14 protein-coding genes are annotated in these 14,164 nt (G+C 67.0%); 5 read left to right on the top strand and 9 right to left on the bottom strand.

Features of this window, described 5'->3' with window-relative positions:
* Positions 1-93 precede the first annotated feature (93 nt).
* Positions 94-1,395 (bottom strand): isocitrate lyase, encoded by a 1,302-nt coding sequence (gene aceA, locus V3B46_RS16430; RefSeq protein WP_004153647.1) that lies wholly within the window; start codon positions 1,393-1,395, stop codon positions 94-96.
* Between the two features lie 64 nt (positions 1,396-1,459).
* Positions 1,460-3,082, bottom strand: a complete 1,623-nt coding sequence (gene aceB, locus V3B46_RS16425; protein ID WP_329892359.1) for a malate synthase A — start codon at positions 3,080-3,082, stop codon at positions 1,460-1,462.
* A 110-nt stretch (positions 3,083-3,192) separates the two neighbouring features.
* Between aceB and V3B46_RS16420 the strand changes: the two genes are divergently transcribed.
* Both V3B46_RS16420 and V3B46_RS16415 read left to right on the top strand, forming a co-directional pair.
* Positions 3,193-4,161, top strand: coding sequence for a LysR family transcriptional regulator (locus V3B46_RS16420; RefSeq protein WP_154261933.1), 969 nt, complete (start codon positions 3,193-3,195; stop codon positions 4,159-4,161).
* Positions 4,162-4,447: 286 nt separating this feature from the next.
* Positions 4,448-5,356, top strand: a complete 909-nt coding sequence (locus V3B46_RS16415; protein WP_154261932.1) for a LysR family transcriptional regulator — start codon at positions 4,448-4,450, stop codon at positions 5,354-5,356.
* 81 nt (positions 5,357-5,437) lie between these two features.
* Here the strand turns inward: V3B46_RS16415 and V3B46_RS16410 are convergent, their stop codons facing one another.
* On the bottom strand, positions 5,438-6,694 hold the full coding sequence (locus V3B46_RS16410) for an MFS transporter (RefSeq protein ID WP_154261931.1): 1,257 nt from the start codon (positions 6,692-6,694) through the stop codon (positions 5,438-5,440).
* A gap of 123 nt (positions 6,695-6,817) precedes the next feature.
* The gene (gene lepB, locus V3B46_RS16405; protein ID WP_012509734.1) at positions 6,818-7,444 is read right to left on the bottom strand and encodes a signal peptidase I; all 627 of its coding nucleotides are present in this window, start codon (positions 7,442-7,444) and stop codon (positions 6,818-6,820) included.
* A 274-nt stretch (positions 7,445-7,718) separates the two neighbouring features.
* On the opposite strand from lepB, the gene V3B46_RS16400 reads away from it, so the two are divergent.
* Positions 7,719-8,120, top strand: coding sequence for a hypothetical protein (locus V3B46_RS16400; protein ID WP_049461672.1), 402 nt, complete (start codon positions 7,719-7,721; stop codon positions 8,118-8,120).
* Between the two features lie 3 nt (positions 8,121-8,123).
* Positions 8,124-8,570: a 3-dehydroquinate dehydratase gene (locus V3B46_RS16395; RefSeq protein WP_032968155.1), complete on the top strand. Its 447-nt coding sequence runs from the start codon at positions 8,124-8,126 to the stop codon at positions 8,568-8,570.
* Between the two features lie 116 nt (positions 8,571-8,686).
* Here the strand turns inward: V3B46_RS16395 and dcp are convergent, their stop codons facing one another.
* The 3 genes from dcp to arfB form a co-directional block, all read right to left on the bottom strand.
* On the bottom strand, positions 8,687-10,843 hold the full coding sequence (gene dcp, locus V3B46_RS16390) for a peptidyl-dipeptidase Dcp (protein WP_329892358.1): 2,157 nt from the start codon (positions 10,841-10,843) through the stop codon (positions 8,687-8,689).
* Between the two features lie 112 nt (positions 10,844-10,955).
* Positions 10,956-11,516: a lysophospholipid acyltransferase family protein gene (locus tag V3B46_RS16385; protein WP_223276957.1), complete on the bottom strand. Its 561-nt coding sequence runs from the start codon at positions 11,514-11,516 to the stop codon at positions 10,956-10,958.
* 46 nt (positions 11,517-11,562) lie between these two features.
* Complete coding sequence (gene arfB, locus V3B46_RS16380; RefSeq protein WP_032130467.1) at positions 11,563-11,994, bottom strand: alternative ribosome rescue aminoacyl-tRNA hydrolase ArfB; 432 nt, start codon at positions 11,992-11,994, stop codon at positions 11,563-11,565.
* A gap of 134 nt (positions 11,995-12,128) precedes the next feature.
* Here arfB and V3B46_RS16375 point away from each other — a divergent pair, with 134 nt between their 5' ends.
* Positions 12,129-12,656 (top strand): DUF2059 domain-containing protein, encoded by a 528-nt coding sequence (locus V3B46_RS16375; RefSeq protein ID WP_010487093.1) that lies wholly within the window; start codon positions 12,129-12,131, stop codon positions 12,654-12,656.
* A gap of 75 nt (positions 12,657-12,731) precedes the next feature.
* On the opposite strand, the gene V3B46_RS16370 is transcribed toward V3B46_RS16375, so the two are convergent.
* A complete protein-coding gene (locus V3B46_RS16370) occupies positions 12,732-13,586 on the bottom strand; it encodes a pseudouridine synthase (RefSeq protein ID WP_489686296.1) in 855 nt (284 codons plus the stop codon).
* Entirely contained in the window at positions 13,583-14,161 is a 579-nt protein-coding gene (locus V3B46_RS16365) for an O-methyltransferase (protein WP_329892356.1), read from the bottom strand. Before V3B46_RS16365 ends, V3B46_RS16370 begins: the two co-directional genes overlap by 4 nt.
* Between the last annotated feature and the right edge of the window lie 3 nt (positions 14,162-14,164).

Genomic DNA, 14,164 nt, shown 5'->3' with positions numbered 1-14,164 from the left:
GGCCCGCCTGGGGGCGCCCCCCCCCGCCCCCCCCCCCCCCCCCGCCCGCCCCCCCGCGCCCCCCCCCCCCCCCCCCCCCCCCCCACTACCGCATCACGCGGCGCGTTCGCTGCGCCCGCCGTGGAACTGTTCTTCCTCGGTCGAGCCGGTCAATGCGGTGGTCGAGGACTGGCCCTGCTGGATCGCCTGGGTCACCGCATCGAAGTAGCCGGTGCCAACCTCACGCTGATGCTTGACCGCAGTGAAGCCACGCTCGGCGGCTTCGAACTCGGCTTCTTGCAGCTCTACGAAGGCACTCATCTGGCGGCGTGCATAGCCGTGGGCCAGGTTGAACATGCCGTAGTTCAGCGCGTGGAAGCCGGCCAGGGTGATGAACTGGAACTTGTAGCCGTAGCTGCCCAACTCGCGCTGGAACTTGGCGATGGTGGCGTCGTCCAGGTTCTTCTTCCAGTTGAAGCTGGGCGAGCAGTTGTAGGCCAGCAGCTTGCCCGGGAACTTGGCATGGATCGCCTCGGCGAACTTGCGTGCAAACTCCAGGTCCGGCTTGCCGGTCTCGCACCACACCAGGTCAGCATAGGGCGCGTAGGCCAGGCCACGGCTGATCGCCTGGTCCAGGCCGTTGCGGGTCTTGTAGAAGCCTTCCACGGTGCGCTCGCCGGTGGCGAATGGCTTGTCGTTGCCATCGATGTCGCTGGTCAGCAGATCCGCGGCTTCGGCATCGGTACGTGCCACCAGCAGGGTCGGCACGCCCAGCACGTCGGCGGCCAGGCGCGCGGCGTTGAGCTTCTCGATCGCCTCGCGGGTCGGCACCAGCACCTTGCCACCCATGTGGCCGCACTTCTTCACCGAGGCCAGCTGGTCTTCGAAATGCACGCCGGCGGCACCGGCTTCGATCATCGCCTTCATCAGTTCGAAGGCATTGAGCACGCCGCCGAAACCGGCTTCGGCATCGGCCACGATCGGCTGCAGGAAGTCGATGTCATCCTTGCCTTCGGCGTGGTGCAGCTGGTCGGCGCGCAGCAGCGTGTTATTGATGCGCTTGACCACTGCCGGCACCGAATCGGCCGGGTACAGCGACTGGTCCGGGTACATCTGGCCGGCCAGGTTGGCGTCGGCCGCCACCTGCCAGCCGGACAGGTAGATCGCCTTCAGGCCGGCCTTGACCTGCTGCATGGCCTGGTTGCCGGTCAATGCACCCAGCGCGTTGACGAACTCGCGCTCATGCAGCGACGCCCACAGCTTCTCCGCACCCAGGCGGGCCAGCGAATGCTCGATGTGGACGGTGCCGCGCAGGCGCACCACGTCAGCGGCGCTGTAGTTGCGCTGGATGCCTTCCCAACGCGGGTTGGTATCCCAGTCGTGCTGGATCTGTTCGGCAGTGGGCAGCTTGCTCATGTCTTTCTCCAGTTCGGTTCGTGCGTGCAGCGGGGAGGGAAACGGCGGGAAACGCGGGCGGCGATCAGTCGATGCGCGCGTAGGCCGGCAGGGTCAGGAAATCGGTCAGTTCGTCGCTGCGGCTCAGTTCGCCGAGCAGGGCGATGGCCTCGCCGATGCGTGCGCCACCGGGCAGCGTGGCGGTGTCACCCAGCCGTGCCGGCAGCTGTGCCAGCGTGGCATCCAGCAGTGCCAGGTCGATGGCGGTGCCGTCGTCCAGCTGCTGGCCAGGCGTATGCAGCCACTGCCACAGCTGGCTGCGGCTGATCTCGGCGGTGGCCGCGTCTTCCATCAGGTGATGGATCGGCACGCAGCCGTTGCCATCCAGCCATGCCGCCAGGTAGCGCACGCAGACTTCCACGTTGCCTTCGAAGCCGGCGCGGGTGATGGTGCCGGGCGGCCGTGCGATCAGTTCATCGCGGCCGACGCGCACATCCTGGCGCAGCACGCGGTGCTGGTTCGCACCGGGCATGTGCTCGTCGAAGATCGCCATCGCCACCGGAATCAGCGCCGGGTGCGCGACCCAGGTGCCGTCGTGGCCGGCGGTGACTTCGCGCAGCTTGTCGGCGCGCACGCGGGCCATCGCCTGTTCGTTGGCAGCGGCATCGTTGTTGATCGGAATCTGCGCGGCCATGCCGCCCATCGCATGCGCACCGCGGCGATGGCAGGTCTGGATCAGCAGCTCCGAATACGCCTTCAGGAACGGCTGGGTCATGGTCACCTGGCCGCGCTCGGGCAGCACCCGGTCGGCATGGCGGCGGAAGGTCTTCAGGTACGAGAAGATGTAGTCCCAGCGTCCACAGTTCAGGCCGACAATGCGGTCACGCAGCGCGTGCAGGATCTCATCCATCTCGAACACGGCCGGCAGCGTTTCGATCAGCACGGTCACCTTGATCTGCCCGTGCGGCAGGCCGAGCATGCCTTCGATGTGCGACAGCGCGGTCTCCCACAGCGCCGCTTCTTCCATGCTCTGCAGCTTGGGCAGGTAGAAGTACGGGCCACGATCCTTCGCCTGCAGGGTGCGGGCGTTGTGGAAGGCGAACACCGCCGCATCGAACAGGCCGCCGGCGATGAACTGGCCATCGATGCGCACGTGCTTCTCGTCCAGGTGCCAGCCGCGCGGGCGCACGATCAGCACCGCCTGTTCGTCGTACGGGCGCAGGGCGTAGTGCTTTCCATTGGGTGCGGTGTATTCGAGATCGCCACGCACCGCGGCGGCCAGCGACTGCTGGCCGGCCAGCAGGTTGCGCCAGGTCGGCGAGGTCGAATCCTCGAAGTCGGCCATGAACACCTTGGCGCCGGAGTTCAGCGCGTTGATGACCATCTTCGGGTCGGTCGGGCCGGTGATCTCGACGCGGCGGTCCAGCAGCGCGGCCGGCAGCGGCGCAACGCGCCAGTCGCCGCTGCGGATCGCGGTGGTGTCTTCGCGGAAGTCCGGCAGGCCACCCTGGTCGAAGAACGCCTGGCGCTCGCGGCGCGCCAGCAGCCGTGCCTGCCGACCCGGTTCCACCGCGCGGTGCAGCGACACCAGCAGGGCCAGCAGCGGCGCCGGCAGCAGGGTGTCCTGGCCGGCCACGCGGGTCGCCAGGGCGATGCCGGGGGTGGCCTTGCTGGCGGGGGTGGGAACAGCGGATGCGACGGCGGACATGGGGCGACTCCAGCGGTGGGGGAACGTCTCCACGGTGCAGCCGAGGTCGAGTATTTGGCAAAACAGTTTTTGCAATGTTCTACATAAATTGTGCTAATACTTGTGACGCGATGACCACACGGCCCCCTCCAAGCCCCCGTTTTTCCTACAAATCCGACCGGCTGAAGCCACTGCGCGCGTTCTGCCAGACGGTGCGCCTGGGCTCGGTCTCACGGGCGGCTGAGGCACTTTTCGTCAGCCAGCCGGCGATCAGCCTGCAGTTGCAGGCGCTGGAGCGGGAGCTGGGGGTGCCGTTGTTCGAGCGCAGCGGGCGCCGCCTGGTGCCCAGCCGCGAGGGCCAGCTGCTGTACGAAATGGCACAGCCGCTGGTGGAGAACCTGGACGGGCTGGAGGCGCGCTTCCGCGACAAGGTGCGCGGCCTGGACGCGGGCGAGCTGAACATCGCCGCCAACAGTTCAACCATCCTGTACCTGCTGCCGAAAATCGTCGAACGTTTCCGCCAGCACCACCCGGACGTGCGCCTGACCCTGCATAACGCGATCAGCGCCGATGGCACCGACCTGCTGCGCGAGGACGCCGCCGACCTGGCAATCGGTTCGATGACCGATGTGCCGGCCGACCTCAGCTACGCGCCGGCCTACCGCTTCGAGCAGGTGCTGATCGCGCCGCACGACCATCCGCTGGCCAGTGGCGGCGAGCTGGAGCTGGCCGACATCGCGCGCTATCCACTGGTGCTGCCACCGAAGCGGCAGATCACCTACCGCCTGGTGGACCAGGTGTTCCAGCGCCACCGCATCGCCTACACCGTGGCGCTGGAGGTGGGCGGCTGGGAGGTGATCAAGCAGTACGTGGCGATGGGCATGGGCATTTCCATCGTGCCGGCGCTGTGCCTGAACGAGGCCGACCGCGAGCGGCTGGCGGCGCGGTCGATGAAGCGCTGGTTCCCGGAACGCAGTTACGGGGTGATCGTGCGACGCGGCAAGGCGTTGTCGGCGCAGGCGCGGGCGTTCATCGAGCTGATCCAGCCGGAGTTGTTCAGTCCGCGCGATTACGACCAGAGCGGGCATTCCGAGCGGTAGGGGTGTTCGGCAGGGCTGCGCCCTGCACCCGCAGAGGCCGAAGCAACGGCAACGTCAAAAGCGGGCTATCCGTGGATGGCGGAGCGGTGTGGGTGGTCAGGACACGCCGTAAACCCATCCATGGGGGCTCGATGGCGCCATCCATGGCGCCAACGGTCCTGCCCACCCACACCGCCCCGCCTCTGACAGATTCCCGCGATCTGTCGGGGTCGGATCCCGTTGCTGCGCAACGGGCTCTGACCCCTTCTCTGATTCATTTCTGGCTGACGATGAATACACTGGCCCCATGTCCATCGAACTTCGCCATCTGCGCTATTTCCTCGCCGTCGCCGATACGCTGCACTTCGGACAGGCGGCGGAGCGGCTGGGTATGTCGCAGCCGCCGCTCAGCCAGCAGATCCGCCAGCTGGAAGATCTGATCGGTGCGCGTCTGTTCGTGCGCAGCCATCGTCGTGTGCAGCTGACGCCTGCCGGTGAACTACTGCAGGAACGTGCACGCGCCATCGTGCAGCAGGTCGAGGCTGCAGTGGACGAGGTGCAGCGTGCGCAGCGCGGCGAGCAGGGCGAACTACGTATCGGGCTGACCCGGGCGACGCCACTGTCACCGCAGATTCCGCGTTCGATCCTGCGCTACCGCCAGCAGTACCCGCAGGTGCGGCTGCAGCTGAGCGAGATGAACACCCTGCAGCAGATCGATGCGCTGCTCGATGGCAGCCTGGACGTGGGCATCATCCGCAAGCGCGCGTTGCCGCCGGAACTGGTGGCGCACAGCCTGTTCGTCGATCCGCTGGCGTTGATCGTGCATGCCGATCACCCTGCCCTGCGCAGACTGTCGAAACAGGGCACGCTGTCGCTGCGCGACTTCGCGCAGGAGCCGTTCGTGGCGTTCCGCCGCAGTGCGGGCGCGGGTATCCATGACCACATGATCGCGTTGTGTGCGGCGGCGGGCTTCACCCCGCGCATTGTGCAGGAGGCCGGTGAGGCGTCGACGCTGATCAGTCTGGCCGCTGCGGGCCTGGGTGCGGCGATCCTGCCGTCGTCCTGCGATCACATCCGGGTGGAAGGCGCGCGCTTCGTGGCGCTGGCCGATGCAGGTGCGCATTCGGAGGTGCAGCTGGCGTGGCACCGCGAAGGGGTGACACCACTGATCCGCAACTTCGCCGGGCTGCTGCGTGAGGCGTTTGCGGGGGGGTAAGCGTGCAACCCCCGGTAGCGGCCAACCTTGGTTGGCCCACGGCCACGGCGCCGACCAAGGTCGGCATCTACCAGAGCAGGTTCACGCCGTCAGCGGCTGCGGGGCGCGCTGCTGCAGCGCCCAGACAATGCCACCGCCGATCAGGGTCAGCACGGCGGCGAACAGGCACACGCCCAGCCAATCCCACGCTGCATAGGCCAGGCCGCCTGCACCACCGAGCACGCTCGAACCCAGGTAATAGGCGAACAGGTACAGCGCCGAGGCTTCGGCGCGCATCGCACCGGCGCGGCTGCCGACCCAGCTGCTGGCCACCGAGTGACCGCCGAAGAAGCCGAACGTGACCAGCGCGATACCCAGCGCCATCGTGCTCAGCCACGGCAGCGCCAACAGCGCGATGCCGGCGCCGATCAACGCAAACGAGATCGACAGGATGCGCCCGCGCCCGTAACGCGTGGCCTGCTGGCCCATCCACGCCGAACTGAAGGTCCCCACCAGGTATACGCTGAAGATCAGCCCGACCACGGTCTGGCTGAGGTGGTACGGCGGCGCCAGCAGGTGATACCCGAGGTAGTTGTAGAGGGTGACGAACACGCCCATCAGCACGAACGAGGTAGCGAACAGCCACGGCAGGCCCGGGTCGGCGAACAGCGTGCGCCAGCGCGACGGCAATTGGCGCAGGCCACCGCGACGTGCGTGAAAATGCCGCGACGGTGGCAGCTGCAGCCACAGCAGGACGGTACTGGCCACGGCGATGATCGAGACGACGCCGATGCCCCAGCGCCAGCCCCAGTGGTCGGCGATGATGCCGGCCAGCAGGCGCCCGCTCATGCCGCCAATGGCGTTGCCGCCGATGTACAGGCCCATCGCCAGGCCCAGCGCGCGGCTGTCCATTTCCTCGACAAGGTAGGTCATCGCCACTGCCGGCACGCCGCTCAACGCCAGGCCGAGCAGCGTGCGCAGCACCAGCAGCGTGGTCCAGTCATCCACGAGCGCGGTGCACAGCGACAGCGTGGCCGAGGCCAGCAGCGCGGCGATCATCATCGGGCGGCGGCCAACCGCGTCGGAGAGCAGGCCAGCCAGCAGCATCGCCACCGCCAGCGTGCCGGTGGTCAACGACAACGACATCGCGCTGCCTGCGGCGGACACGCCGAAATGACGGCTGAACTCCGGCAGCAGCGGCTGCACCGTGTAGAGCAGGCCGAAGGTGGAGAAACCGGCCAGGAACATCGCCATCGCGGTGCGGCGGAAGGCCGGCGTGCCCTGCTGGATGCGGGTCTCGGCGATGGAATCGACAGTGGAGGGGCGGCCTTCGACGGCCACCACGGTTTCGCCAGTCATGGGATCGATGGGCCGGTGGGGCGGCCGGACGTGGGAGGGAACGGGCCTCAGACTAGGCCCGTCCATCCAGTCGATCCATAACCTGATAGGTCAGGATTGATACATCAAAAGTATCAATTCAGCTTACAGACGCTGCCACTCGAAACCGGCGCCCCGGCGGTAGTAGACCGCCACGGCGCGCCCATAGACCTTGTCAGCGTCGACGAAGCCGAAGAAGCGGCCATCGAAGCTGTTGCCACGGTGGTCACCCAGCACCAGTACCTTGCCGTCCGGCACCACCAGGTCAGCGATGTCCGGGCCGCCGCCCATATCCAGGTCGAGGCTGGCATGGCGGTCTCCGAAGGCCTCCACGTCCTGAAGGTCTGCAATCTGCAGCGGCTGGCCGTTGATGCTCAGATGGCCTTCGCGCAGCTGCACATGGTCACCTGCCACTGCAGCCACGCGCTTGATCAGGCGGGTGCCGTCGGCCGGCGAGTCGAATACCGCCACTTCGCCGCGCTGCGGGGTGCCGGTCGCCATCAGTTCCTTGCCGGTGAACGGCAGGCGCAGGCCATAGGCGCGCATGTCCACCACCACCCGGTCGCCGGGCTGCAGGGTCGGCTGCATCGAGCCGCTGGGCACCACGTAGTGGTTGGCGAGGGTATCGCGGGCGGCGGCGAGCAGGCCGAGCATCACCAGCAACGGCAGCGCCTCCTTCTTCAGCCAGACCAGCGCACGTTCGGAAAACGGGGGGCGGGCAACAGCATCCATGACAGGCTCCGAATAAGTAGTAGCGCTATCAGACCACATCCGAGCGCAGGAGGTTCCCGCGCCTGGAACCTGTAGAGCCGAGCCCATGCGAGGCTTGCTCTTGTAGCGTCGAGCTTGCTCGACTGAGGCGCAGAGCAGTCGAGCATGGGCTCGGCTCTACAAAACGGGTTACGCAGGTTTTACGCCCCGGCCCGGCAGCGGGCATCGCACCTTTACGGCCACCGCGCGCATCGTGTGCCCACCGCGCCACAGGGCGCATTCCGCAAGGTGTTGTATGACCCTCCTGGTGATCCGTCACGCGTCTTCGTCGGCGCCGCGCCCGCAGTTGCCGGCGCAGCTGAGTGGCCATCGCGTGCTGTGCAGCGACTGCGCCAGCCTGTCCGAAGTGCGCCAGTGCCTGTGCCAGCCGCAGGCGCGCTCGGCCGACTGGGTACTGCTGGATGTCGGTGCCGCCGATGAGGCGCAATGGCAGGCCGAAGGTGGCGCGCTGCAGGCGGCGCTGGAACGGCTGCCGGCGCAGTACATCGAGCTGCAGGCCCCCAGCGAACCCGGTCTGGATGCACGCCTGCGCCTGCAGCACGGCCCCGCCGCCGTGGTGGTCGACCAACGCAGCCAGCAGGCTGGTTACCCGTTGTCGCTGGCCATTGTCGGCCGCCGCCTGGCACAGGAGGGCTGAGCCATGTCGATCTTCATCATCCGTGGCCCGGAAGCGTCCGGTGCGTTGATCCGCACGGCAATGCCGCTGCCGGCGCCGGTATTGAAGTCGCTGGTGCATCGCGCGATCGACGCCGGTACCAGCGTCGCGATCCGTGCCTGCGGTTCGGAACAGGAACTGCTGGATGCGCTGCGCGTGGCCGACCACAGTCGCGGCGAGGTGACCCTGCTGGATCCGGGTGCGTGTGCCAACAGCCTGCGCCTGCAGCGGCTACTGCCCTACCTGCACAACGCCTACGTGGAAGTGCACGACGACGGCGCGGTGGCCGAGCCGTGCCTGCCGGCGGGTGTCGGCCAGCGGCTGGGCATCGCCGCTGGTTACGGTGCGCAGAGCTATGTGCTGGCGCTGGATATCGCGCTGGACCACCTGGGGTTGGCCGAGCAGGCGAACCGGGTGCACGTGGGCACGTAAACCGCTTGTGTAGAGTCGAGCCACGCTCGACTGGCTTTTCGTGGAAAGGCAGCCGAGCAAGGGCTCGGCTCTACACAAGGAAAAACGGCGGGGTTGCCCCCGCCGTTTTCGTTCTGTTATTTCAGCCCGCGGAACTTCAGCAGCGGTTCCACCGACGGATCCTTGCCGCGGAAATCGCGGTACAGGGTCGACAGCTCCACGCTGTTGCCGCGCGAGAGGATCTTGTCGCGGAATTCCTGGCCGTTGGCCGCGGTCAGGCCACCGTGTTCGGTGAACCACTGGTAGGCGTCATGGTCCAGCACTTCGGCCCAGAAGTAAGCGTAGTAACCGGCCGAGTAACCACCACCCCAGATGTGGTCGAAGTAGGTGGTGCGGTAACGCGGCGGCACCTGCGGCAGGTCGACCTTGAACTTCTTCAGCGCACTGGCTTCAAAGGCGCCGACATCCTGCAGCGGGGCATCGGCCTTCTGCGTGTGCCAGGCCAGGTCGAGGAGTGCGGCCGACAGGTACTCGGTGGTCGCATAGCCCTGGTTGAAGCTGCGTGCCTTGAGGATCTTATCGACCAGTTCCTGCGGCATCGCCTCGCCGGTCTTGTAGTGCTTGGCGTAGTTGGCGAACACCTTCGGATCCAGCGCCCAGTGCTCGTTGAACTGCGACGGGAACTCGACGAAGTCGCGCGAGGTGGCGGTGCCGGCGATCGACGGGTACTTCACGTTCGAGAACATGCCATGCAGTGCGTGGCCGAACTCATGGAACATGGTGGTGACGTCGTCGAAGCTGATCAGCGCAGGCTGGCCGGCGGCCGGCTTGGTGAAGTTGCAGACGTTGTAGACCACCGGCTTGGCACCGGTCAGGCCGTCCTGCTCGACGAACACGTCCATCCAGGCGCCGCCGGACTTGCTGTCACGCTTGAAGTAGTCGGTGTAGAACAGGGCCAGCGAGGTGCCGTCCTTGTCGAACACTTCGTACACCTTCATGTCCGGGTTGTAGGTCGGAATGTCGGTACGCGGCTTGAAGGTGATGCCGTACAGCTGGGTGGCGGCGTAGAAGACGCCGTTCTGCAGCACGTTGTCCAGTTCGAAGTACGGCTTGATCTGCGACTCGTCCAGATCGTACTTGGCCTTGCGCACCTGCTCGGCGTAGAAGTCCCAGTCCGATGCAGCGACCTGGAAGCCACCCTTCTGCGCGTCGATCACCTTCTGGATCTCGCCGGCCTCGGCGCGGGCCTTGGCGGTGGCGGCCGGCACGGTGTCGGTCAGCAGCTTGAGCGCGGCAGCCGGGTTCTTGGCCATCTGATCGCCCAGCTGGTAGTCGGCGAAGGTGTCGAAGCCGAGCAGCTTGGCCTTCTGCGCACGCAGCTGGGCCAGGCGCTGCACGGTCTGCCGGGTGTCGTTGGCATCGCCACGTTCGGCGCGGGTTTCCGAGGCCTTCAGCACGGCAGCGCGCTGGTCACGGTCGGTCAGCGAACCGAGCACCGGCTGCTGGGTGGTGTTCTGCAGCGGCAGCAGGAACTTGCCATCCAGCTTGCGATCCTTGGCGGCAGACGCAGCGTTGTTGATCGCATTGTCGTCCAGGCCGGCCAGCTTGGCCTTGTCGTCGACGACAACGGCGGCAGCGGCGGTAGCGGCCACCAGGCGGGTGTGGAACTGGGTGGAGAGCGTGGTCTCTTCCACGTTGAGCTTGCGCAGGCTCGCCTTGTCGGCGTCGGACAGCTGCGCACCGGCGCGCACCAGACCGTCATAGTAGTGCTCGACCAGGCGCTTCTGCACCGGGTCCAGCTCCAGCGTGTCGCGCTGGTCATAGATCGACTTCACGCGCGCGAACAGCTTCGGATCGAGGTTGATCTCGTCCTGGTGCGCGGCCAGCTTCGGCGCCACTTCTTCCTGGATCTTCTGCCGTGCATCATTGGTATCGGCCTGGACCAGGCCGAAGAAGATGCGCGACACGCGGTTCAAGGTCTCGCCGCTGCGCTCCATCGCCACGATGGTGTTGTCGAAGGTGGCCGGTTCGCTGCTGTCGGCGATCTTGCGTACGTCGGCCAGGTGCTGGCGCATGCCTTCTTCGAACGCCGGCAGGTAGTCGCTGTCCTTGATCTTGTCAAACTGCGGCGCCTGGAACGGCAGCGTGCTGGCGCTCAGCAGCGGATTGGTGGAGGCTTCGGCCGGCTGCTGGGCCGGGGCTTTCTGGGCATCGGACACGGGGGTGGACTCCTTGCCGGAACAGGCCGCCAGCGCCAGGCTGATGGCGGCGGCCAGGACTACGGTACGCGACATGTAAAACACTCCTTGGGGCAGACGGTACGGGATACCAGCCCTCCACCCTACTCCTGTCGCGCTCGCCCGGCATGTGCCGGACGTGGCGTCTATGCGGCGGCCTGCGGCAGGCTCAGACCGTACCGCGGGTCTTGCCGATCCAGGGCCGGTAGAACTCGCGGATGGCGGCCATGTCGGCGGCATCATCGCCGGTCGGCGTGAACAGCGGGCCGATGCCGATGGTCTTTTCCGGGTAGTGGAAATACGCGGCCAGGATCGGCACGTCGGCCATCCGCGCGATCTTCAGGAAGCCGGCCTTCCAGTCCTTCACGGCCTTGCGGGTGCCCTCGGGCGTGATGGCGAACCACATCTTCTCGTTGTTGCGCAGCAGGTCCACGGCCTGGCCGACGGTGCCCTGCGGCGAGCTGCGGTCCAGCGGGATCACGCCCAGCTTGTGCAGCAGCGGGCCGAGCGGCCACCAGAACAGCGATGCCTTGCCCAGCACCTTCACCTTCATGCCCAGCGCGATCTTCGCGGCCATGCCCCATAGTCCATCCCAGTTGGACGAATGCGGGGCGATGATGAAGACCAGCCTGGGGATGTCAGGCAGGGTACCGGTCACCTTCCAGCCACCCATGCGCAGGGTGCAGCGCGCCAGCCAGCGCAGGAAGGCGTTGGGTTTGACCTGCGGCATCTGCGGCGGCACGGCCGGCAGCAACGAAGTCGGGTTGTTCAAGCAATCACTCCCAGTCACGTGATGAGCGCCCGCGCTTGATCTGCGCGCGCCCGCGTTTGGCGTCCAGACGACGCAGTTTCGACCCGAGGGTCGGCTTGGTGGCCTTGCGCGGCTTGGGCACGCTCAGCCCGGCCTGGATGAAGGCCGCCAGCCGATCGCGCGCATCCTCGCGATTGCGATCCTGGGTCCGGAAACGTTGCGCGTCGATGACCAGCACGCCTTCGCCGGTCATGCGCCGGTCACGCCGCGCCAGCAGGCGCGCGCGCAAGGGTTCGGGCAACGAGGGCGAGTTGGCCACATCGAAACGTAGTTCCACCGCGGTGGAGACCTTGTTGACGTTCTGGCCACCGGCGCCACTGGCACGCACGAACCGCTCGACGATCTCGCCGTCGGGGATTTCAAGCTGCGCGCTGATGGTGACCGGTCCACTGCCCATCCGCGCATTGTAGCGGCAGCCACACACCGGAGTGCGGCATCGCGCCCCGTATGCCGCCGATCAGGTACCGAACACGCCGCCTTCGCCTTGGCTGCGGGTATGCTGGCCGTTCCATGTACTGCAGGAAGCCCCGCATGACCCGCACCGCACCCGCCCTGCCGTCCCTGCTGCGCCGCGCCGCCCTGCTGCTGGCGCTGGCCGTGGCGAGCGTTCCGGCTCTGGCCGCGCCACCCACCGATGGCGACATCAACCGCCTGCTGTCCGCGTCACGTGCGCAGAGCATGATCGACACCATGCTGCCGCAGATCGAGGCGATGCAGCAGCAGCAGTTCCAGCAGGTAGCCGCACAGCGCCAGCTCAACGCCCAGCAGCAGGAACAGCTGAAGCGGATCCAGGCGCGGACCAGCCAGACCCTGCGACAGGCCCTGTCTTGGCAGCAGCTGCGGCCGATGTACGTGGACCTGTACAAAAAGACCTTCAGCAAGGAAGACGTGCTGGCGATGGCCGAGTTCTACGAGAGCGCGGCCGGCCAGAGCCTGCTGGACAAGACCCCGGCGCTGATGCAGAACGTGATGGTGGCGATCCAGGCGCGCATGCAGCCGCTGTTCGCGGACCTGCAGAAGGATCTGGAAGCGATCGTCAACGAGCCGGAAAAGAAATGAGGTAGTCCCGGCCGCTGGCCGGCTCCCCATTACATCTGGAATCGCGCAGATGCCGGCCAGCGGCCGGCAATACCGTCAATCGGTATCCACCTGCCAGCCGAACAGGTCCAGCGCCTTCTGGAACCCGCCGTCCAACGGCGCGCGGACGTCCACCGTGCCACCATCCGGATGCGGGAAGCGCAGGCGCTCGGCGTGCAGCAGCATGCGGTGCACGCCCTGCATGCGGAAGATGCGGTTGTGGCGACCATCGCCGTGGCTGGTGTCGCCGATCATGTGATGCGAGAGATGCTTCAGGTGCCGGCGGATCTGCCGGAAGCGCCCGGTCTGCGGCTGGCAACGCAGCAGTGCGTAGCGCGAGCTGGTGAACTCACCGACCGGCACCGACAGCTCGCCGGTGGCCAGGCGCTGGAAGTCGGTCACTGCCGGCTTCTTCACCGGCTTGCCCGGGCCACCGTCCAGATCGTGGTCGACCCGCCAGGCGAGTTCGACCGGCCAGCCGCGGCAGACGGTCAGGTAGTCCTTCAGCACTTCGCCGCCCATCAGCGCCTTGCCCAGCGCGCTGGCGGTATCGCGGTCGAAGGCCAGCAGCAGGCAGCCACTGGTGGCCCGGTCCAGGCGATGCACGAGGAAGATCGGGCGGCCCAGCTGCTCGCGCAGGCGGTCGGCCAGGAAGTCGTCTTCGCCACGGGCCAGCTTGCTGTCGTGGACCATCAGCCCGGCAGGCTTGTTGACCACGGCCAGGCGCTCATCCAGGTGCAGCAGCTGCAGGGGCGCGGTGTCGGTCTCGACCGCGGCGAGGGTATCGGGTTCGGTGCTCACCGCGGGATTATAAGGGCCTGCTTCCTGTAGAGCCGAGCCCATGCTCGGCTGCTCTGCACGACCGGCAACAGCGTGCCAACCAAGGTTGGCACCTACCTGTAGCGCGGTCAGGCGCTGCGCACGGCCAGCAGCTCGCCATTGCCCACCGGCACCAGGCTGGTGCTGAAGTCTGGATCAGCGTCCAGCAGCACGCGCAGCGGTTGCATCTCTTCCGCATGCGAGGTGGCGTTGTCCACCACCAGCAGGCCACCCGGGCGCAGCACGCGGCGCAGCTGCGGCCACCAGCCGGCATACTGCCCGCGGTCCGAATCGAGGAACAGCAGGTCAATGCTGGCATCGGCGGCCTGTACCAGCCAGAGCCCGGCATCGTCGTGGACCAGCGTGATGCGATCGGCCAGGCCACTGCGCGCGAAGGTATCACGCGCCATCGCCACCTTGTCCTCGGCGTATTCCAGCGTGGTCACGTGGCCGTCGATGGCGGCGGTTGCCTCGGCCAGCCACAGCGCGGAATAGCCATTGGACGTACCGATTTCCAGCACCCGGCGAGTGTTGCCGAAGCGCACCAGCACCGACAGGAATTCACCGGTGTCGGGCGTGATGTTGAGCATGCGTCGGCCGCGCTCGCTTTCGCGTGCGTCGTTGTCGGCGCCGAAGCGGGCCAGTTCGTCCTTGAGTGCCTGCAGCATGGG

The organism is Stenotrophomonas sp. SMYL11, assembly GCF_036320005.1.
GTDB classification, from domain to species: Bacteria; Pseudomonadota; Gammaproteobacteria; order Xanthomonadales; family Xanthomonadaceae; genus Stenotrophomonas; species Stenotrophomonas maltophilia_A.
This window is presented reverse-complemented; position numbering and strand designations above follow the sequence as displayed.